At 42.2% G+C, this 21,473-nt stretch carries 16 protein-coding genes and 1 pseudogene; 6 read left to right on the top strand and 11 right to left on the bottom strand.

The window, feature by feature from the left end; all coding sequences use genetic code 11:
• Window positions 1-49: 49 nt before the first annotated feature.
• Both AWW68_RS12480 and pnuC read right to left on the bottom strand, forming a co-directional pair.
• Window positions 50-1,072 carry an acyl-CoA dehydrogenase family protein gene (locus AWW68_RS12480; protein ID WP_221405998.1) on the bottom strand — a complete coding sequence of 341 codons (1,023 nt, stop codon included), beginning with the start codon at window positions 1,070-1,072 and terminating at the stop codon, window positions 50-52.
• Entirely contained in the window at window positions 1,041-1,646 is a 606-nt protein-coding gene (gene pnuC / locus AWW68_RS12475) for a nicotinamide riboside transporter PnuC (protein ID WP_068221523.1), read from the bottom strand. The genes AWW68_RS12480 and pnuC overlap by 32 nt, the downstream gene beginning before the upstream one ends.
• 293 nt (window positions 1,647-1,939) lie before the next feature.
• On the opposite strand from pnuC, the pseudogene map reads away from it, so the two are divergent.
• From map to AWW68_RS12455, 4 genes and pseudogenes are all read left to right on the top strand, one after another.
• A pseudogene (map, locus tag AWW68_RS12470) lies at window positions 1,940-2,704 on the top strand (type I methionyl aminopeptidase).
• Between the two features lie 64 nt (window positions 2,705-2,768).
• Window positions 2,769-3,452, top strand: a complete 684-nt coding sequence (locus AWW68_RS12465) for a hypothetical protein (RefSeq protein WP_068221521.1) — start codon at window positions 2,769-2,771, stop codon at window positions 3,450-3,452.
• A gap of 180 nt (window positions 3,453-3,632) precedes the next feature.
• The gene (locus tag AWW68_RS12460; protein ID WP_068221519.1) at window positions 3,633-3,968 is read left to right on the top strand and encodes a hypothetical protein; all 336 of its coding nucleotides are present in this window, start codon (window positions 3,633-3,635) and stop codon (window positions 3,966-3,968) included.
• A 69-nt stretch (window positions 3,969-4,037) separates the two neighbouring features.
• Window positions 4,038-4,820 (top strand): oxygenase MpaB family protein, encoded by a 783-nt coding sequence (locus tag AWW68_RS12455; protein ID WP_068224076.1) that lies wholly within the window; start codon window positions 4,038-4,040, stop codon window positions 4,818-4,820.
• Between the two features lie 864 nt (window positions 4,821-5,684).
• Here the strand turns inward: AWW68_RS12455 and AWW68_RS12450 are convergent.
• The 4 genes from AWW68_RS12450 to AWW68_RS12435 all read right to left on the bottom strand — a co-directional run bounded on the left by AWW68_RS12450 (window position 5,685) and on the right by AWW68_RS12435 (window position 10,342).
• Window positions 5,685-6,338, bottom strand: coding sequence for a response regulator (locus tag AWW68_RS12450; protein ID WP_068221517.1), 654 nt, complete (start codon window positions 6,336-6,338; stop codon window positions 5,685-5,687).
• Window positions 6,339-6,730: 392 nt separating this feature from the next.
• Window positions 6,731-8,686, bottom strand: a complete 1,956-nt coding sequence (locus tag AWW68_RS12445) for a tetratricopeptide repeat-containing sensor histidine kinase (RefSeq protein ID WP_068221515.1) — start codon at window positions 8,684-8,686, stop codon at window positions 6,731-6,733.
• Between the two features lie 30 nt (window positions 8,687-8,716).
• Window positions 8,717-9,364: a hypothetical protein gene (locus AWW68_RS12440; protein ID WP_068221513.1), complete on the bottom strand. Its 648-nt coding sequence runs from the start codon at window positions 9,362-9,364 to the stop codon at window positions 8,717-8,719.
• A gap of 6 nt (window positions 9,365-9,370) precedes the next feature.
• The gene (locus AWW68_RS12435) at window positions 9,371-10,342 is read right to left on the bottom strand and encodes a hypothetical protein (RefSeq protein WP_068221511.1); all 972 of its coding nucleotides are present in this window, start codon (window positions 10,340-10,342) and stop codon (window positions 9,371-9,373) included.
• 954 nt (window positions 10,343-11,296) lie between these two features.
• Between AWW68_RS12435 and AWW68_RS12430 the strand changes: the two genes are divergently transcribed.
• Window positions 11,297-12,241 carry an NYN domain-containing protein gene (locus tag AWW68_RS12430; RefSeq protein ID WP_068221509.1) on the top strand — a complete coding sequence of 315 codons (945 nt, stop codon included), beginning with the start codon at window positions 11,297-11,299 and terminating at the stop codon, window positions 12,239-12,241.
• A 142-nt stretch (window positions 12,242-12,383) separates the two neighbouring features.
• Here AWW68_RS12430 and AWW68_RS12425 read toward each other — a convergent pair whose 3' ends face one another.
• The 5 genes from AWW68_RS12425 to AWW68_RS12395 form a co-directional block, all read right to left on the bottom strand.
• Window positions 12,384-14,306, bottom strand: coding sequence for a hypothetical protein (locus AWW68_RS12425; protein WP_068221507.1), 1,923 nt, complete (start codon window positions 14,304-14,306; stop codon window positions 12,384-12,386).
• Window positions 14,307-15,036: 730 nt separating this feature from the next.
• Window positions 15,037-15,375 carry a hypothetical protein gene (locus AWW68_RS12415; protein ID WP_157717636.1) on the bottom strand — a complete coding sequence of 113 codons (339 nt, stop codon included), beginning with the start codon at window positions 15,373-15,375 and terminating at the stop codon, window positions 15,037-15,039.
• A gap of 17 nt (window positions 15,376-15,392) precedes the next feature.
• Entirely contained in the window at window positions 15,393-16,163 is a 771-nt protein-coding gene (locus AWW68_RS12410; protein ID WP_221405997.1) for a tetratricopeptide repeat protein, read from the bottom strand.
• Between the two features lie 720 nt (window positions 16,164-16,883).
• Window positions 16,884-19,751: a CHAT domain-containing protein gene (locus AWW68_RS12400; RefSeq protein ID WP_157717635.1), complete on the bottom strand. Its 2,868-nt coding sequence runs from the start codon at window positions 19,749-19,751 to the stop codon at window positions 16,884-16,886.
• Between the two features lie 9 nt (window positions 19,752-19,760).
• Window positions 19,761-20,489 carry an MORN repeat-containing protein gene (locus tag AWW68_RS12395; protein WP_068221495.1) on the bottom strand — a complete coding sequence of 243 codons (729 nt, stop codon included), beginning with the start codon at window positions 20,487-20,489 and terminating at the stop codon, window positions 19,761-19,763.
• Between the two features lie 425 nt (window positions 20,490-20,914).
• Between AWW68_RS12395 and AWW68_RS20110 the strand changes: the two genes are divergently transcribed.
• Window positions 20,915-21,271 (top strand): hypothetical protein, encoded by a 357-nt coding sequence (locus AWW68_RS20110; RefSeq protein ID WP_157717634.1) that lies wholly within the window; start codon window positions 20,915-20,917, stop codon window positions 21,269-21,271.
• Window positions 21,272-21,473 lie beyond the last annotated feature (202 nt).

Genomic DNA, 21,473 nt, shown 5'->3' with positions numbered 1-21,473 from the left:
AAAGATTAACAAGGGTTCTAGGCTCATTTCCCATTTAGTTCTTTATCAATCACAAAACCTTTTCTCCTTTGGTAAATATATGATGCTGCGTTGCAGTAAAATAGTCACGGAAAATCTGGTTCAATATGTGGTCTTCCTTACTTCCCTTAATTCCTACCACCGGATAAAGACTTATGATTGCCTCGCTGAGTTTTTTCACTGAAGCACTAGCAACTCCATGTACTTCTTTGATCAAGGAATCGGTAAAAGATTTTTGAGAATCTATCAATTCATCTACAGTCTGCACTATTTCCGCTACCTCTTGATTGGCCGATCTAATGACTGAAGCCAATGAATCAATGCGATCGGTGCTCACTATTTTAGCTGATTCTTCCATAAAATGGTCGGCCATACCAATGTAATTCACCCAAAGTGTTAAATCGGCAAATACTGAAAAATGAATTTTAAAGACTGACTGAGGATGATAAAACTGATTATAAATGAAGCTGAATCGTTCGTGAAGAACTACATCATTCACCTTAAAAGAATGAGTAGCCGAAGCTTTCAGCCCCATGGTTTGCCAATCTTCAATGATGGTCACTTCAGCTGCTGGAATAACGAATGACAGGAATTTTGGTGTTCCATCCTCATTCTTCAACTCTATCCCATTCTCTATAATTTTCGCATTCAAAGTAAAATGAGTGAGATACGGTGCTCCTGTTGCATAGCGCCAAGTACCATTAAGTCGATAATCATCTCCCTCCTTTTCGGCAGTTCCAAACATACCTCCACTTCCACCTAAAATGGCTGAGTGAGCAAAAACTTCTCGGGCAACTTCGGGCTGAAGGTTACCAATGAAGAAATTAGCACCACTACAAAGAGTGACCGTCCAGCCTAAACTACCATCTAGCCTAGCCAAAGCTTGCAGAGTTTTCAAACCATCAGAAAGGGAACACTCCAGTCCGCCAAAAGCTTTTGGCACCCAGATGTTCCATAGGTTTTCTTCCTCTATCCATTGCAACACCTCTTTTCTAAAAACTGCTGCGTCATTCAAATATTCTCTAGGCGGTTGCATAAGTAAGCTCTCTTTCATTCTTCATTAATTTTCGCCATTTCAGATATCCCGATGTACCCATTATAAATAGGAACACAGTCATTCCAGCATATATATAAAGCTCTTTATAAACCATTAGTGGAATGGAAATGATGTTGCTGATATTGAGGTAAATCCAGTTTTCGATTTTACGCTTGGCCATCAGCCACATTCCAGCCCATGCAAAAGCCACTACCACGGCATCCCAAATGGGAACATCGGAATCTGTGTGAAATGTAAGCCAGTAAGACATCAGCAAAAAACAAGCTAGCACAATACCATTGGCTTTTAAAAACTCATTTTTATTGACTGAAGAAATAGGCGTTTCCGTTTTTTGCTTGCCAAATTTCCAATAAACCCAGCCATAAACACTCATGACCAAATAGTACATGTTCAGTAGAATATCAGCATAAAGTGCACTCTGATAGAGTACCCACATACTGATTAAAATGGAGGCAATGCCAAACAGATAGGTATGCACATTATTTTGACGGGCCAGCACTACTTGTACTATGCCAAAGAGAGTTCCCAGCCCTTGAAGCCAGGTAAGTTGTGTTAAAAATTCCTCGATCATTGTTTTTATGTTTCAATGAAATGAGGAGATGAACCAGCCCTTGCAGCACAGCAAAAGCTTTATTTTCCCTACGCCAGCATTATCTGGATCAGGTGCGGAGCCAAACTCCTGGGTATCATCTCAGCCTGCGTAAGCAAGCACCCCATTTTGGGCAAATGTAAGATTCCCCCAACAGGAAGGAAAGGATTCAAAAGATTTAAATTTGAAGAAATACGCACATCATCTCCTCTAGCAAGCTAATCTTCTATCTTTGAATAGAAATAGCTAAAAACTCATCAATCAAAAATACTGATATGTCCATCTCAAAAGAGTCTGAATTAGAAGGAATGAAAAGGGTAAGCGAAGTGGTTGCCACAACGCTAAGGCTAATGAGAGAACATGCAAAAGTGGGCATGTCTACGAAAGAGCTGGACAATTTTGGAGGCTAAATTCTTAAGAGCCATGGTGCCAAATCTGCTCCTTATGAGACTTATGGGTTCCCTGGCTACTCATGTATTAGTGTAAATGAAGAGGCTGCTCACGGTATTCCGTCTGATCAAAAAATCTTGAAAGAAGGCGACCTGGTGAATATTGATGTTTCTGCAGAACTCAATGGCTTTTGGGCAAATAATGGAGGCTCTTTTGTTTTAGGCAAAGACATTCACAATCATCAGCCGTTGGTAGATGCTTCTAGAGATATTCTTCACAAGGCGATCCACAGTATCAAAGGAGGGGTGAAAATCTCTGACATTGGTTATCTGATAGAAACAGAAGCCAAAAAATCGGGCTTTAAGGTAATTAAGAACCTAGCAGGACATGGTGTAGGCAGAAGCCTGCACGAAGCACCAGAAGATATTCTGAATTATAGAGTAAAAACCAATAGAGAACGATTCAGAAAAAACACCACTGTGGCTGTTGAAACCTTTATTTCGACCCAATCAACCGTAGCGGTTCAACTAAATGATGGTTGGACGTTGGTGGGCAACCGAGGTGGTTATGTAACGCAGCACGAGCACACTATTTTGATTACGGAGGGCGAGCCTGTAATCCTCACGCAGTCCAATGGTATTTGGGGCTAATACCGAACCTATGACCAATAGCAAAAAGGTAAGCAATTAAAATTAGGTACAATCAGTAGATACAATGAAAACCTATCTCTTCATCTTTTTATTTATCTCCTCAAATCTTCTGGCCCAGCAAACTAAAGAATGGGTGAATTTGCTCGAAAACCCAGAATTTCCGATGTCCGAAGAACTGAAGCCAGAGAATAAACTATCGGAATACTCACATTTCAGTTTAGAACAGGCCTTAGCACCAAAGTCAGACATTTTGGGATACATCGGTTCTGACTATCGGAGGATTAAAGTCGACATCAAATCCGTTAGTAAAAGTGATAAAATAGCAAACCCTTATTTCATCGAGGGAAACACTACTGTATCCAACAATACTTGTGATTTTGAGGGTACCATCATTATTGAGCAATTCCGAGAATTCATGCATATGGATTATGGTGTGGATAGCATGTATGCGGACGCAGGATACAAGGCTCAGGGAATTGCTATTGGTAAATACCTATTCGCAGAAAATCCAAAACAAAAACATGTCGGAACATTTCAGGGAATAATTACCCTTTGGTGGTATGTAGATAAAGATGGAAGTCTGCATTACTCTGACCTCGGCAAACACTACTCCGATCGCTTCAAGAATAACCAGTACGTTGGAACTTGGACAGAATATGGTAAAACAGAATCCAAAACATGTAATTGGGGTGAGTACCGAATACCATTTTCAGGCGATCTAGATTGGGGTGCAGCGCATTTTCTGTGAATCCTAAGTATTACAACATGGGATGGCAAGACTTTAATAAAAAATAAGACCTGTTTGGAGTTCTTTCCCAAACACCCTCAAAGCCTCATTTTTTTTCAAAACTTATTGTACCTCTCCCCTTGCATTGAATCTGATTTTATTACTTACTTTGCAATTCAAAGTACTTTTAATTAACTCAAGATGACAAACAAAAATACTTCCGTAGCACCTCCTTCTTTAGACACTTTAAAGAAACGTGCGCTCATTGGTGCAGCCATTGGTTTGGTGCTCACCTCTCTTTTCATTTTCTCAGCAGACAATGCAGATCCTGCATGGTCGAAACTCTGGTTTATTAAGCCTTTGGTTCTTACTCCGATTGCAACAGCCATGGGCGGTATTTTCTATTTCTATGTGGAGCAGTTATTCTTCTTTAATGGATGGAAAAAGCCATTGGCCATTATAATCGGTCTAATTGGCTTTGTTGTAAGTCTTTGGCTAGGAATGGTGCTTGGCTTTAACGGAACCTATTGGAATTAAGCGTCTACTTACTTCAAGGCACGATTTGGATATAGTAAATTGGATAAGATAGGAACAGCTCCGGTAAATATGGAAAAGAAAACCTCGGTGTACTTTGCCCACGAAGACTCCATTGTGCGAGAAATATGGGGTAAAAGTGATACAATTCTTCTGATTTTTGCTGGAGCTGCTGCTGAGTTCGCCCTAAGTAAAGCAGTAGACTGGCTATTCTTTACTGGCAAGCTTCCAGCTGATCCAATAGGACGATTGTTTTCCACGGTTACTTACGCGAAGAGAATAGTCTTTTCGAAGGAGAAGGAAGCTTTTCAGGCTATTCACGCCATCAACTCTATTCATGGTAATCTCGAAGATAAGAGAGGCTATAAAATTCCTGAATGGGCTTACCGCGATGTGCTCTTTATGCTGATCGACTATTCCATTCGAGCCTATGAAACCTTGGAGCGGCCTCTTACTTCAGCAGAAAAGCATGAAATCCTGACGGTCTTCAACAAGCTTGGAAAGGGTTTGCAAATACCTAATTCGCCTCAAAGCTTTGCTGATTGGGAAATAGTCAGAGAAGAACACCTCATGGCTAACTTAAAATACAGCGGTTACACCAAAGACCTCTTTATCCAATATCGTAGACAATTAGGAGCTGTTCGCTACCATATGCTTTTAGGCGTTCAAGGCATTGTTGTTCCGAAAAGAGTACATGAACTGATGGGCTTCAAAAAGATGTCTATCTACCCCACCCTGATCTCAGGCTACAAATTGACTAGAGCCATACGCTTAGATGACTTCTTCAAGAATTTGATTCTACCTTCGAAGTATAAGAAGGAGATTAAGGGACTGGATGAAAAATTGGGGAATTAGGTGATTGGGGAATTGGTAAATTGGTTGATTAGTAATTTGTCATTTAGAGGATTGAAGTTTATCAGACAGGAAGAACAGCCTATCTAAGCGTCATTGCGAGGAGCAAAATGAACGAAGTGGAATTTTGAGACGTGGCAATCTGTCCATTCTGGGCAATAGGCCTTCTAATAGAAAGATTGCTTCGGCATGAAACCTATCCATGCTTCATCTCTAAGTTTAAAGGCTGAAGTTTACAGGTTTCATTTCTCGCAATGACGGTGACCGCAAACTCTGAGGTGAATCCCACATCCTCAGAGCCTCCTAAAAGGGACTCTGAGAAAGGTTTGATCAATCATCAAAGTCCTCTGCTAGAGACTCTGATAGTGGTACTATCTCCGTAATCATTTTGCCTCTCTCTTTTTACCTCGATCATAGCGGAGAGGCCTAAGTGGGGAATTGGTTGATTAGGCAATGGTCATTTACGGAATTGGAGTTTATCAAATACCACGAACTGTCTGTTAAGCCATCATTGCGAGAAACAAACTTCGCTTTAGCAGAAGATTGTGCCGAAGCAATCTCACTGTTATGGCCCATCTTGATTTGAACCCACAGATTGCCGCGTCATAAAAGCCTACATGTGTGGCTTTTTCTCCTCGCAATGATGGTGACCGCAAACTTTGTAGTGAATCCCATCACCCTCAGAGTCTCCTGAAAGGGACTCTGAGGAAGTCCTAGAACAATCATCAGAGTCCTCATGAAAGACTCTGATGGTGATAAGTTTCTGTATCCCATTAGACATTAAAAGAGATTGCGGACATTTTCCTTTGAGCTGACCCATATATCAAAGGAAAATTCCGCAATGACGTCCTGACCCAATTCCGACAGTTAAATCAAACTCTGCCTACGGGCTTTTTGAACGGCCTCTAGCTTATTATGTACTTGCAGTTTCTTGTAGATGTTCTCAATGTGTTTGCGCACTGTGCTTGGCGATAGAAACAGGTTATTTGCAATGACGGTATAGCTTAGGCCTTCAGCCAATTGCTCCAGCACTTCCTGCTCACGGGTACTGAGTTCCGTAATATCTTCTTCGATTTTGAATGACTCTTGTTTTTCAGGGAAACGGAGTAATTTGAGGGTTTTCACCGCGATAGATGGACTCATTGCTGCTCCACCTTCTACGGTTTCCAAAATAGCTTTGTGTAGCTTATCCCCTTCTATTTCCTTCAGTAAATAGCCGTCAGCGCCAGCACGAATAGCGTTGAAGATGTTTTCGTCATTATCGAAAACCGTTAGCATTAGCACCTTTATGTGCGGATATTTTTGCTTGACAATATTTACAGTTTCGATACCATCTAACACAGGCATTTCAATATCCATCAATACAATATCAAGGTTATGATTCTTCTCTAGCTTGGCCAGAAACTCACTGCCATTGTGGACGGTGTATTTGATATCCAAATCATCAAAACCAGACAATTTCTCATTGATAGCCCTCGCTAAAAATGTATTGTCATCTACTATCGCCAACCTTGTTTTCATTTTCTTACTCTTTTAAATATTGAGTCTACTTCTCTTAAGTCCCCTTTAGGGCCCCGAAACATCGGGGTTAGGGGTAAATTCTGAACTTTTCCACACCTCTCTCCAGGCATGGTGAAATATCATTAATTATTCAAAAATCCACCCCCTACCCCCGCCAGCGGGGGACAACTAAACCCGATGCAGCAACAGACTGCATTAATATCCTCCTGATCCCGATAGCTATCTGGAGTCCGAAGAATCTCCTAAACTTGTGCTAGGCTAAAGGAGATTGCTACGTCACAAAAGCTTGCTAACGCTGCTTTTCTTCCTCGCAATGACGCCTTCAATTGGCTTTGGTCGAGATTTATCGCCCTAAAACTCCAACACGTCCAAACCTCAACACCTCTCAACATTTAAACCCTCAACTCAACCTTGGTGCCTTCACCGACTGCACTGGATAGATTAAAGTCTATTCCAGCTTTTTCAGCTCGATTCTTCATAATATATAGTCCGTTTCCAGCACCTTGAACTTCAGTATCGAAGCCCTTACCGAAGTCTTGAACTACAATTTCTATCTTCTTATCAATGTCTTTGAAGGACACCAGCACTTCTTTCGTTTCTGAGTGTTTCACCGCATTATTGATACACTCCTGAATGATTCTGAACAGATTCATTCCTACAAAAGCATTCAACACTTTATCGCTTGGCTCACTTTCGGTGCGAACCCGGATGTTGTCATCTGTGGCATCGTGAATGGTGGCTGCGAGCTGCTGCGTTCTCTCCTGAATATCCTCTAAACTGATCTCATCCTTATTCATCGCCCAGATGGTATCGCGGAGTTCTGAGATAGTGACCAAAGTGAACTGCTTCATCTGCATCAACTTTTCCGCAAGGAAAACTTCCCCTTTGTTAATTCCTTTTCTAGTGGTATCCGTGATCGAAGTGATGTATGTCAATTGCGAGCCAATATTATCGTGCAGATCTCTGGCAATTCTGATGCGTTGCTCCTTCAGATTTTCCTGTGCTTTGGCTTCGGTAAGCGCTTTTTCTAGTGCTGTCTCATTCTTGATTCTCTCTGCTTTCAAGCGCTGAACTCTAATCAACGAAATTCCAACAACCACTAATAAAACCACCAAACCTCCTCCTGCAATGAGTAGGTTGTTTCTTCTTTTCAAGGTCAGCTCACTTTCGATGAGCTCATTTCGCTGACGCAGAATTTCATTCTCCTTCTGCTCCGTTTCATACTGCTCTTTCAGCTTCAGAACCTCCTTAGCTTTTTCTGTCATAAATAGACTATCCTGAGCGGCAGTGCTCTTTTGCATATAAGTTAGAGCGTCCTTATAGTTGCGTTGGTTTTCGTAAATCTTAGAAAGTGTGAGTGCTGTTTTCTGTTGAAAAGTAAGAATATCGTCATTCACCGCGCCTTGATATGCTTCAACTCCCAAGCTAGCCGCTTCAGCATAATTCCCTCTTCGGTTTAGTACATCGGCTAGGTGCATTTTAAGGAATATCTCCTCGTATTTATCTCCTCTTTCCTGCTGAAGTGCCAAGGCTTTTTTCAATGCTTCTTCAGCTTCATCTAAATTTCCAAGCCCCTTTTGCGCTACCCCAATATTGGTATAACTATAGCCAGTTACTAGCCTTTGACCTATTTTATTGAACATTTTCAATGATTTTTCGGCATAGACTAAAGCTTCTTCATACCGTTCAAATTCATTATTCAATAGCGCCAAGTTATTCTCAATAGCGGCCAGGTAGAATTCATTGCCTATTTTTTCATACAACGACCTGGCTTTTTTGTTCGCTTCTACCGACAGGTCATATTCTTTGATTACTCTATATTGATTGGCGAGGTTCAAATGCATGGAAGCCATCCCTTGAGTATCTTGAACAATTTCATACCCAGATAATGCCCGAAGGGAATAATGAATGGCGGAATCCATAGCACCGGTTTTTTCATAAACTGCTCCAAGATTGTGCGAGATATAAGTCTCCATTTTTGGCCATTTGGCAGTATCGACTAAGGCCAGAGCAGACTTAAGAGAGGCTTCAGATTTGTCAAAACTCCCCTCCTCAAGGTGGAGAATACCAATATTCATGAGTGTTCTGCTCTGCAGATTTACGTCCTTATATTCCTCAGCCATCTCATTAGCCATTAGGGTGTAATGCCAAGCACTATCTCTATTAATGTATCTATAGCGGTAACCAATTTCACCATAAGCCTTAGCCTTTTCTAAGCCCGTCTTTATGCTCAGCGAATCTTTATAGACCTCAATCTCAATTTGTTGCTGGTTTTGAGCAACCGCATCAACACACCAAACAGATAGCGTAAGCGCAAGAAATAAACGAAGGTGTTTAGCTAAAGGCATCACTAAAAATAGGCAACAAATTGAATTTGACTAGTCATTGAATTTCAAACTATTCCAAATAATTGAAGAACAGCCCTTATTACCAATGTCTTCGAATGAGGATATTGCTGAAGTTTCGTTCGATTGGAAGATGAAAACCACTCCAACTTTCGATTCTGGGTTGGGGCGAATAAGCATGGCCTGAACATGATAGGAACCAACAAATTCTGCCTCGGGGCGATCAATTTTTCCGATAGTTTGAAACATAGGATATTCCTTACCATCGAACTCTTTTTTGCCAAGAAATTCATTGCTCAACTCAAAATTGGCGACATACATTTGACGAAATTGACTGAGTAGATCTTCATTCAACGCATCCATAGTTGCTTCATCAGTGCCTTCCATGGTGTAGTAACCGATGGAGATCATTTCCTTCCTATTTCCAGCTTCATCATGTGAAACAAAAGTGGCATAGTTGTAATTCTTTTGACCTTCGACAGCCGGAGTAAACTCCATTTCAGCAGGATATTCCAATTCGAAGTTAATTTCTGGCAGCCCTGCCATCTGCGCATATTCAGCGTCTATGGTAAGTGTCTTTATTTCGCCACAAGCTTCTAAAGCCTGCTGCCCTTTGCTTTCGCAAGCAAGGAACAGCAGCACAATAGAAACAACTAGATATTTTGGTTGAAGCTTATTCATCTGCGCTTAATTAGCCTTTTTAACTAAGACCTGAATGGCCTCTTTCAAAAAGGCATTTGCTCCCAGCTCTGTGCCTTTTAAATATTTCTCAGGGTTGCACTCAACAGTAGCGTAGTTTTTCTTCTCCTTATTTTCTACTTCCCAAACTCGCAGAACTCCAAAGTCAGTACCCATTTTATCTCTGGCTGCATTCTGCCCCGACTCGAATTTCTGCTTTTCAATAACATCAGTTACTTCAACTCCACCCTTTGGATAAACAGTACCCATACCGAACCAAACCTTGCTGTCTTCGCTTATCTTGAAATTGGTTTCAGCTTTTACCTGAGCAGCTTTAGCATGTCTGTTCAAAGCCTTTGAAAGCTCTCCCTGGCTGTCTTCAAAAATGGTTACCACCAGAGACACACTGTTATAGATAAAGTCTTTTTCCTTGTTGTTTATTTTACCTACCGTTGCACCTACATACATGCCACCATAGTTTTTCGGCACCACAAATTTACCGTTAGTGGCTCTGGTGAAAATGACTCCATATTCTCCACTATCTCCAGGACCATTACCGGGCACCAGCTCCCACCTACCTTCTCTGTCTTTTGAATAAGCCTCATGGTTCCATAGCTCTTCAATTGGAGCTACTTCAAAACCCTGAGCCTTCAACTCGGCAACATAGCTGGTATACAACTCATCGGTTAGTTTTTGAAGCTGATCAGGATCCAAACCATCTAAAACAAGGTCAAGAGTAGCTTTGGCATCTCCCCTCAAACCGCCTCTCCACATTTTTCCGCCTTTTTGTGAATCTTCCAGCTCCATTGCTACCTGATATTTCACATGGAAGTCGGAGATAACTACTCTTTTAGAGAATTTCCTAAAATTCAAGTTTGCCGGCCCCAGTATTTTGGCATTGACCTCTTCTACAGTTTGGGCTACGGATGTAAGTGCAGTAAAAATGGCTAGCAGCGCTGCCAGAAATAGTTTTCTTTTCATGATGGATTTGCTTTGAGTTAATTAAAAATCATAAACAAACTTAGCCCAGTGCCCTACGGCATTCAATAAGGCAATTGACGTAATTGCTTCGAAGAAGCGGTTTAAGAGTTCAAGGTTTATAGTTCAAAGTTGGGGCTACGGCCAAAGCCCACTATAGCACGTCATGCTGACTTTATTTCAGCATCTCCCATGGCCTTGCACTTGACTTGGTTATTAGGAAACTGCGAATTTGGGGAATTTGGCAACTAGTTGATTAGGGAACTGGTGCTCGGTGCTCAGGAAAGGGTTATTAGTGGATTCGTTAATCGATGGGTCAATAAGTATTTGGAAAAGAATTCTGCCTCTACCCCAGCCCTAAAGGGTGAAGGAATAAAGCTTGGTTCATAAAATTGAATTCTTTGGCATCCCTCCCGATGCCTCGGGAAGGAATTGAGGATGATTAGAAGCAAGAAACCGTATCTTTCTCGTCATTGCGAGGCACAAAATGAACGCAGTGGAATTTTGTAACGCGGCAATCTGCCTATTCTGAGCAGTAGTCCTCTATGCAGACAGATTGCTTCGTCATAAAACCTTGTTAGCACAGGCTTTATTTCTCGCAATGACGGATACCGAAAAAGCTAAATATACCGCGTCATTCAGAGGGAGGAATGACCGAAGAATCCCCCGCGACCTTGCTCCTACCCTCTCACCCGAAGCAACCAAACAACCAAGTCGTCAGACCAATGACTGGTAAGGACGGCTGAGACCGAAACTCTGGGCAGTGTTGAGGACAATTGGTCGGACGACTAATGCTACCTCTCAGCATAATACCCCTTGTAATTATTCTTTTAAATTCTTTTCTTCCAGCAAGAAAAACACACACGTACTTTTTAAACTCCTGTGCTTTTCTCAAAACTCAAATAGTGCGCGGCACACCGCGTTAGGCTAAATTATAAAGACATTAAATAATGAATAATGAATACAGACAAGAACAATAAACTGACCCGAATTGGAGTCTTTTATGATGGGAATTATTTTCTTCATGTAAGTAACTATTACGCATATGTTCACAAGCGCAAAGCAAGAATCAGTGTCTCAGGACTTCATGACTACATTAGACATAAAGTTGCAGAAGTAGAGGGAGATTCAAGTGGTTATAGACATTGTCAAATAGTTGATTCACATTATTTCCGTGGCAGGCTAAATGCAAAAGATGCATCTGAAAAATCAAACTCTCTCTATTACGACAGACTTTTTGATGATGTTTTAATGAAGGAGGGAATCACAACCCATTATTTGCCAGTAAAGACATCCCAATCAGGACAAAAGCATGAAAAAGGAATTGATGTTTGGTTGGCTTTAGAAGCATTTGAGTTAGCTTATTATAAAAGATTTAATGTTTTAGTGTTAGTTGCATCTGACGGAGACTATACTCCATTAATAAGAAAACTTAATACACTCGGAACAAGGGTAATGCTAATGTCTTGGGACTTCGATTATACAGATGATTACGGGAATGAAAGAGTGACTCGAACTTCACAAGACTTATTGGAAGTTGTAACCTATCCAATTGCTATGCATGAAGAAATTGACAATAGAGTTGCAAGAGACTCATTTGCAGTAAACAATCTTTTCTTGCCACAACAAAAGAAGGTTGAAAGAAAAGCTAAGGCAATTCCATCAACACATAAGTCTGAGGTAGACAGCAATAATGACAGTGAAGGAGATATTGGCGAAATAATGAATATCCAAAATGGTTATGGCTTTATCAAAAGACCTCCTAATAACCTTTTCTTTCATTATCAATCTGTTAATGGTATTGACTTTAATGATTTATCTGTTGGTGATAAGGTCACCTATAATATCCAAAAAAACGATAAAGGTGACGATGTAGCTGTAGACGTTGAACCAATTGAGTAAAGAAAAACTAAACGAAAAAAGTTATTTGGAAGATTCATTAATAATTCAATGCATCAACAAAAAAAGCAGCACCGTATGTGCTGCTTTCTCAACTAAACAGGTGACTAACCTGAGACTCAACTAAAGACTACTATTTATCTTATCAATGAAACACCAGCTGTTTATACTGGCTTGCAAGGGCTTTTACGCTTACAATTCCTTCGCCATGGCAAACCGGACAGGTTACGGTTTCATAGCCGTCTAACACGGTTTCTTTTACAGTATATTCTATCGGGTCGCTCTTGCGGGTGGTGTAGTAATAATCTACTATCGCTCCGTTTACCTTTCGCACGGTGGTGGTATTGCGCGGTATAGATTTCTTTACATTAATCTCCTTAAACTTCTTTCGGGTAATCGTTCTTGGGCAAAAGCTTGTAGTAGCTGTTTTGGCGGAGTAAAGCCAATAAAGCGGTCCGGAGTTTTCATCGAGCCAAACGGGTTCGTCATAGTCGCCCATTACTTTAAGGGCCTTTCTGGTGGTGTCAATTTCCAGCACCTTTATTATGCGCTGGATTTCGGCTACATAGATATTGGCCTTGTCCTTCGGCAAATCGGTGTAAGGCATATCGCCATAATAAAGACTTCCTTTAAAGCTAAGTGGCACATTGCCAATAGAGGCAAAACCTTCAACCGGAATGTGCTTCCAGCGATTACCATTTTTATAGGTTTTGCGGGCGTTATCAATATCCAGTACGCGACCATCTACCAGTTCACCATTGTTAAAAACCCCAGCAGCACCTTTTACACGAGCAGCAAAAGCATCATAGTCTTCGGTTTCGTTTTTCGGTCGGCTTGAAAACTTGTTGTTATAGAGTCGGGTAATGTTCACCCTATACCCCATTCCATGCAATTTTCCATTTTGGAATGTGCCGACTTCCAGATAGGAATGATCTCCTCTAAAAGCAGAATCGGCCGTATAAAACTTGATACCATAACCATTGAGATTGGCGGTGTCTTTACTGAGCATTTGTCCCGACATGGTTGGCCACCAAATGGCATCCTTTTTCTCCTTCTCATCCAACATATAGGTGGGGTACGGATAGTAGGACATATTCACATCCAGGTTATTCAGCAGACTATCGACTTGCGGCTTTTCAGATATGTCGGCAGGAATAGTCATTTCCACTTCACCATCTACCACCAAAGCCCATGCATAAGGTTGTTCTGCCCATGGTCGCTCTAGAAAGAACACGCCTCCGTTGCCATATTCCATAAAAAGTGTGGGCATAAAGCCAGTAAAAGTACCTGAGCCTCGCGTGTCATAAGTTCCGGCAGTAGAGAAGCCGATGTACTTATCTCCATTCTCAAAATTGATCAGTGAAATTTCTCTGGCCTCTGGCGAAATATACTGGGTACCACCGGCACTAAATGGATAAACCATATTAGGGCTATAGACCCCAAATTTATCGGCTTTGTCTCTTTGCGAACCATTGGGTGAGTACAACATAAAGTCGTAGTCGCCATTTGGTTTTATAGCCGTCCGGTAAATGTATTGGCCGGTTTCGTCTAGCTCTTCGCTATAAAAAACGCTACCATCTTCGTTGTATAGATTGCCTGAAGATTTGATGATACTGCCTTCGATATCTTCTATACTCGCGAACAATTTACCACTACCCTGATAGCGTATATCTGAGTTCGGCACTATGGATACACCACCTATTTTAGGCACGTAATATCCATTGCGCTCAACCGTGCTCTTGCTAAAATATACTTTGCCCGAGGTTACCAGCTTTCTACCGTCTAAGGTGAAGGTGAGTTCATCGTACTTCTTTTTGCTCCTCTGTGCAGCCAGATATTCGCCTTCTGCTTTTACTAGGGAGACATCCACCAACTTACTGTATTCTGACCAGGCTAGTCTTTTGAGTTCCTTCATCTCCTCTAACTTTTTCTGGTTCATGTTATAGTAACGCTGAAAAAGTCCTCCCTCTACAATTGCTTGTGCCGAAAGATTGAAACTCATTAGCATGAGCATGGCCACACCAAAAGCTGTTTGAGTCGATTGTTTGAGTCGTTTCCTGTTCTTCATGAAAAAGGGTCTTTAGTCACTTCAAAGTTGCTCAGACCAAAGGCGGGAGTAAATAGGGCAAATGACGTAAATGCTTCGGGGAAGCAGGGAAATTGGGGAAATAGTGGATTGGTAGTTGGTGCTCAGTGCACGGGTAATGGTTATCAGTTAATCTCAAAGCCCCCATCCAAACCTTCCCCCGAGTGGGAAGGCTTTTGGCCTGTGCAATACCTAGCAACTTACGTTTTCACCTCGACCGGAGTGGAGAGGCCTAAGAGGTGAATTGGTTGATTGGTCATTGGTGTAATGAATTCAGTTTCTACCCCAGCCCTAAAGGGTGATGGATAGTGTTTCGTATCGAAAATTGATTCTTGTGGCATCCCTTTAGGGATTGAGGGTAGTTTAGGAAATTGGTGGAATTGGTAGTTGGTGCTCAGTGCACGGGGAAGTTAGCTTTAACCCCTGCCCTAAAGGGTGAAGGAATAAATCTAGGTTCATGAAATTGGATTCTTTGGTATCCCTTTAGGGATTGAGGGTGATTGGAATGGGTTTTAGACGTCATTGCGAGGCGCAAAATGAACGCAGTGAAATTTTGTAACGCGGCAATCTCTCAGTTCTCGGCAGTAGATCTACTAACAGACAGATTGCTTCGTCATTAAACCTAGCCCCGCCCCGAGGTATCGGGGTCTTGGGGGCACAGGTTTTATTTCTCGCAATGACGGTTACCGAGACTGCACAATTGACCTCCGACCTAAACATCAAAATACACAAAGCTCAGAGCGCCAAGGACAAAAGCAGACAAAATAAGAATAGAGTTAGTACGGACTAGCTTAGGATTAAGTGCCTTATAGGTTGAATAGGCATTTAACACAATGGCTAATACCAGTGCTGGTAAACTTAGATACAGGTTGAAAAGGTAAAACCAAAACCAACTGGTGCAGAGTCCCCAAACGGCTAAAACAGTGGTGAATGCTGGAATTGCTTTCAATATCTTCATTCTCCTGTTTTCGGAAAACTGAACATAAAGAAAAAGTAAAAGCAGAGCGAAGAACCCTGCAATTACAATCAACCTAGAGAATAAACCTGACATATTATGCTTGCTGTGTGTTATTGGCCACCGCCTTTATTCAGTTCTAGAAATGCTCGCATAGCATCCTGATCGCCTTGCTTACCTGCCAAACCGAACCAGTATTGTGCTTTGGCGAGATCTACCTCTACTCCCATTCCGATTTTATAGATCACACCAAGGTTTTTCTGAGACTCCAAGTGTCCTTGTCCTCCTGCCAGTGTAAATAATTCAACGGCCTTCGACATGTTCTTTTCTACTCCTTTTCCTTCCATATACAGAGCGCCCAAATTGAACTGAGCCAAAGGCAAACCTTGATCTGAAGCAAGCTCATAGTATCTCTTTGCTTCCACATAATCTTGCTCTACTCCCGCTCCATTCGTGTAGATATTCCCCATGTTGTTCTGGCTATCGGCATAACCTTTATCGGCAGCCTCTTTAAATAGCTTGAGTGCCTCTTCCATAGAAGGCTCAACACCCCAGCCATTCATATAGAAAACTCCCAAATCATGTTTGGCCGGTAAATAATCTTGCCCAGCAGAGGCTCGCAAAAACTTAAGTGCTGCTGCGCTGTCTCCTTGCTGCTGACTCACAATTCCCATAGTATATTGAGAAGGTGCGTGATTATTAGCAGCAGCTGCTTGTAAATATTCAAATGCCTTGGCGCGATTGTTTTGCCCCATGTAATAATCCAGAAGACTTAACTGAGCCTCAACATTGCCATTGCTGGCCAAAGTGGTTAAACTATCGATGTTTTGCGCCTTAATACTCAGACTGAAAAGCAGTAGCGAACTGAACAAAAGAATTTTCATGTTTCTGTGAATTTGCATGTTCAAATATCTATTGCGATTCAGTGCCGTTCCATAGGGCAATTGACGTAAATGCTTCAGGGAAGCAGGGAATTAGTGAATTGGTCATTAGTCAATGGACATTGGGGAAATGGGGAATTGGGGAAATGGGGAATAGTTATCAGTATATCGGACCCCGAGACTTCGGGGCAGAAAACGGTGTATTACCCTTGTCACTCTCCTTTTCACCCTGAGCGGAGAGGTCTAAGAGGTGAATTGGTTGATTGGTGTAATGAATTCAGTTTCTACCCCAGCCCTAAAGGGTGATGGATAGTGTTTCGTATCGAAAATTGATTCTTGTGGCATCCCTTTAGGGATTGAGGGTGATTGGTGAATTGGGTTTTAGACGTCATTGCGAGCCTGCCTGCCGCAGGCAGGGCGCAAAATGAACGCAGTGAAATTTTGTAACGCGGCAACTTGCCTGCGGCAGGCAGGTCTGTCGGTTCAGGGCAGTAGACCTCCTAACGGACAGATTGCTTCGTCATGAAACCTTGTTCCACAGGTTTCATTTCTCGCAATGACGGTGACAAACACAGCATCATGAGCGTCATTCTGAGGAAGTAAGTGAGCCCTAGGCGAATAAACGACCGAAGAATCTCCTGAAATGAGTGCCACACTCTTGGAGATTCTTCAGTCGTACATTTCTCATTTCAATCGAAATGCCCTTCTTCTGAATGACGAGGTTTAATACCCCGTATAAATAAACGGTGCCCAGAAATACGGATGTGTATGACCTTCGAACTCGCCTTTAATGAAGCTTCTTTTTACATCGGTAATAGCAGCTGAAGTGCTCATGTTTCCATTGAAAACTCGGTTATAAAGGTGAATAGTCAATAACATGGTTCCGCTGTCACTCACACTCCATAAGGAAGTGAGCGTACTGTTAGCCCCAGCATTCAACAGTGCCTGATTCAAGCCTTTGATGCCATCGCCAGGAGACTCTACTCCCAAAGCAGTTTGACAGGCACTGAGCATTACAAAGTCGACCGGCAGATTCAGTTTCTCTAACTCTCCTACTACTAGCATGCCATCTTCGCCATTCACCGGACTTGACTTCACTGTCATGGCTATGCTACTCAGGTCGAAGACATAAGGATGCACACTGGCATGACTTGAAAGGTGCACCGCGCGATATTTAGCCAATTCACCTGCAACACTCATTCGCTTCAGCTCATTTTCAGTCATCATGGCATCCATACGCGTATCGGTTTTCGGGACAATTTCCTGAATAACAGCAACTTCTTTGCGTCCACCTTCCAGGTAAGACATTGGTTCATCGCTTTGAAAAGTAGCAAAGGCATAGTCGAGCGGCTTGTTGTTCTTTAAGTCTTCACGTACTCTGTATCGGAGTTTTTCAAGATCACCCAGGGAAGCCAAAGGCGCTTTTTGTGCCGAATGTAAATCATAAGTAGCACCACCAAAGCCCAACACATTCATGGCATAAGTCCTTTTCGGTTGGGTACGTAGCGTGTGCAACATGGCCGCATTCGGAATGTAGCCAATCTCGAAACGTTCAGCCAAATATTGGCCATTGTCATCTGTCAGGGCATCGAATGGAATGGTGCCAATCAACCCTTCTGGACTGATTGTCAGTTTGTCTACTGTGAATAGCTCTACATCCAACCCACTGATAAAAGTGTGATAAAATCGGTTAAGTAAGTCTGGCAGGTTCTCCTTCTGATAGAAAACATACTTACCTTCAACCACTTTGGCTTCCATATGCTTGCGCAAATACTGAGTTATCAGTTTGAATTCGCCTTTGGCAAAAGTGTTTGTTACACGTGCTTTTGCTCCGTTCAGATAATCTAGATTCTCCTTCCTGAACTCCATTTTGGCCTGTTCTTTTTCCAGTTCAATCAACTGAGCCTTTTGGCTAGTGAGCAAATCTGAAAAGGCACCTGCCGAACGATTGTACTTCACCACCACATTATTTTTGGTGACCAAACACATCAGGTATGTTCCTTCATAAGTGGTGCCCTTCGAAACATCGATAAACGACAAATAAGCTTCACCTTCACCTAAAACAGTCTGTAACTCTTTAAGTGACAACTGCTTCTTATCGCTTCGTTTGTCATTCAACAAAGCATAAGCTCGGTTCGATTCAATAACATCGTAGATCTTATCGAACTGCTTGGTTTCGTAGTAAGCTCCTGCCAGAAATCCATTGATGCGTTGGAATTTATCCAAGTAACCACGCTGTTCTAGCGGATCCATTTTATCTAATATCGCAACCTCTTCTGCCCTAGCCTTTTCAAACTGAATAGCCGATTCAGCATACTTCTTTTGCTCCATCAATTGAACACCATCGTTGTAGGCATTTCCGGTTGAAGCCACCGTTTCATTATCCACTAAATTGGCTATGCTGGAAAGTCCATTCTTTACATAAGAGACATAGTTCATTTGTTCAATTCCCGGAGTTTTTAGGAAGTTTTCAGCTCTTTGGGCCATGGCTCGAGCTTTGTCTATTTCCTTGTTGAAAGCATAGGCGCGTAAGATCACATAATAGGCTTCGGCTATATATTCTGGCGATTTCAACTTAGGCAATTGACTAGCGTATGAATCGGCCAAAGCAGCCGCATCTTTGTAATTTCTACTTTCGGTTTTAGCCATTACCAAGTAGAAGTAGGCTTTGGCAAGCGTTGCTGTCGATGGTAATTTTCCACTCAAATCGGAAAGAATAAGGTTCGAAGAAGCTTCGACTTTATCCCAGCGTTTCATAGCCGATTGCACCCTAGCCAATCGCTCATAAGCTCTGTATCTGGAAGCGAGATTGTAGTTGGTTTGGTCGAAAACGATCTTCTCCAAATATGGCTCCAACTTCTGACCGAACTCAAAATTGACCGTCTCTGATATCTTGGCAATGTTCACCAGCGCCTCAACATACATCATTCGAGAAATGAGGCCTTGTTTTACCGCCTCTTCGGCCTTTACCCAATCGGCTAAAGTCTGAGCAGCCGTTTCGTTATTGGCAATCCCATCGTAGGACGCGCCAAGCGTTGAAGCCAAGTTCTCATAAGCTGCTTTCGCTCGCTTCACCCCCTCTTCATTGTAATTTGCTAAATACCCTTTCGCCTTTTGAACTGTGGTAGATAAATCAGGATAGTTGGCTAATGAGTTGAGATATCCGCTCATGCTTTGGTAATCGCGTTGCATATCTGCTGCTGCTTTGCCCACATTCTGCATGGTGCGCACATACTGCTGAACCTCCTGAGGACGATTTGCGAACACCGAGAAAATGAAACCATAGAAGCTCGAAACGTTATCGTAGCTATTGTATGCCACCGACCATTGCACAAAATCTGCGGCATCTTGGGGCTTATTGATGTCATAAAACGATGCTGCAGCCAATTGTAAAGCCACGGAATTACCCGGATAGGTTTCAATCAAGTTGGCTGCGGCACGCAATGCGGCATTATGATCTTTACCCTGTTTTGCTCGCTGATAAGCTGCATAATCAGGGTGGTTTTCCATTTTGGCAGGTGGAATACTGACCTGAGCCTTACTCAAAAAGCAAACGAATGTCAGGGCGAAAATCAGGGATAGACGCTTCATATTCATGTTTTAGAATGAAGTGCTTAAAACACCTGCCTTATAAATTGCTGCTTCGTGTGTGCTGTCAGTTTTCCTCTTCAAGTACTCACCATCTTTTTGGCCATCCTTCATCTGCATAATCTCAGCTGACTTGTCGAAATGCCAGATCATGTGCGATCCATTGAGTGTGCCTTCTGTGTATTCTGAAAAGATAATTTTGCTCTGAGAAGGTAGAAATTGCATGGTCATGCCGTTCATTTTACCACTCTTCCATGAGCTGTAAACCGCATCGTTACCGTTGATTTTCACTCCCCTTCCATCATTACAATTACCCAAAACACAAGGAGCTGTAGCTGTGCTTGGCAGCGGACTATTGCTCACGTGAGCATCGTTTTTATAGTCTTTGTAATCGTAGCCTTGTTGTGTACGGATAACATGTAAGCCTTCTTTCTTTCCGTCAATAAACTGACCGAAGGCGTAGAGGTTGCCATCGCTTTCATAGCTGAAGAAACCGTGTCTTTTTCCGTCTTTAAATGTTCCCCAAAACTTGCCGAAAGTTCCGGTTTGGTTGGCTACACCGTTTAGCTTTCCCTCTTTATAGTAGCCTACCTGGTAGCCATATTCCTGTCCGCTGGCATCGTGCATGGTGGCAAATCCATATCCGTTCTCACAGTCACCCTTTACACATTTGATGCTTTGGCCTAAGGCCGAAAAGCTGAAGAAACTTATTAAAACGAGTAATAATTGAAGCTTTCTCATAATTTGAATTTTCTCTAGTTGTTATTACAAACCTAGCTTCTGATATAGTGCAGCTCAATACGGCAATTGACGTAAAGTTGGGTGATTGGGGAATTGGTCAATTGGTCAATTGGCAACTGGTGCTCGGTGCTCGGTGCTCGGTGCACAGGGAATTGGTGAATTTGGAAATTGGGTGATGGATAAATCTTAGTGCAAAAAATGCATTCTTTGCCATATCTCCCGATGCCTCGGGAAGGGAACGAGGGTAATCAGAAAACAGAAGCCAGTAAACCGTAGAAACCTATTAAACCGTCATTTCAAGTGAGTCTCGACTCTTCGGAGCTACCAAAGAAATCTTCCATTCAAAGGCTCAATCACTTTTCGTATATTGTTAGCCATTAGCACCTTAAAAGCCGAAGAAGCTTTTTACAGTAAAGACCGCAAGCATGACCAAAACATCAAAAGACAAGTTAAAAGGAACAGTAATTATACCACTCGGGCTGACAGCAGTTTTAGTTCCATTCTCATTACTCATCGGGTGGAATATTTTTACACTGCTGCTGTTTTGGTTTGTCTTAATACCTGGTCTATCCATGTATTTACCAACCTTGGTTTCTAGCTACAAGAATCACTTAATAGAAACAGTCTTAGGGCTAATCATTTTCTACAGCATTATGGTATTTATGATTTACGATCATTATCAAACCGATTATTTTAAGGCTATGATTGTCAGCTTTGTGATAAATCTCATCGTGGTTACTATATGGTCTCAAGCCAAGAATTCGGACTTACAGACTGCTTAGATACTGGCTTTAATCGTCTCCCCACCTAGCTGGATAGTTTGAAATAGATACTAGCCATTTAAGAAATCTTATTACATGGCAACTTCCCTGCGACAGGCAGGCTCATCTATTCTGAGCAGTAAGCCTTCTAACGAATAGATTGCTTCGTCATGAAACCTTGCCCCGCCCCGAGGTATCGGGGTCTCGGGGGCACAGGTTTCAT

Source organism: Roseivirga spongicola, assembly GCF_001592965.1.
GTDB classification, from domain to species: domain Bacteria; phylum Bacteroidota; class Bacteroidia; order Cytophagales; family Cyclobacteriaceae; genus Roseivirga; species Roseivirga spongicola.
The sequence above is the reverse complement of the archived record's forward strand: the minus strand, read 5'-3'. Positions and strand labels throughout refer to the sequence as shown.